Below are 244 nucleotides of genomic sequence, written 5' to 3' on the forward strand. Positions count from 1 at the left end.
CCTCGTGGGTGCCGCCGCGATGCTGGCCATCAACCTCTCCCTGGACACGGCCACTTCCTTCATCAACTTTGGCGCATTCTTGACCTTCGCCATGGTCAACGTCTGTGTCATCGTCCACTTCGTCCGTCAGTGGAAGCTGAAGACCAGGCCCTCGATCCTCGGATTCCTCGTGATGCCCGTTTTGGGAGCCCTCGTTGACCTCTACCTCCTGACCCAACTCGGACCTGTGGCGATCTATCTCGGG

General features: G+C 59.4%; 1 pseudogene. It reads left to right on the plus strand.

The window, feature by feature from the left end:
• Positions 1-19 precede the first annotated feature (19 nt).
• Positions 20-244 (plus strand): annotated as a pseudogene (locus tag SB724_RS21490) (amino acid permease); the annotation flags it as partial.

It is taken from the genome of Bacillus sp. SIMBA_031, assembly GCF_046535225.1.
GTDB classification, from domain to species: domain Bacteria; phylum Bacillota; class Bacilli; order Bacillales; family Bacillaceae; genus Bacillus; species Bacillus velezensis.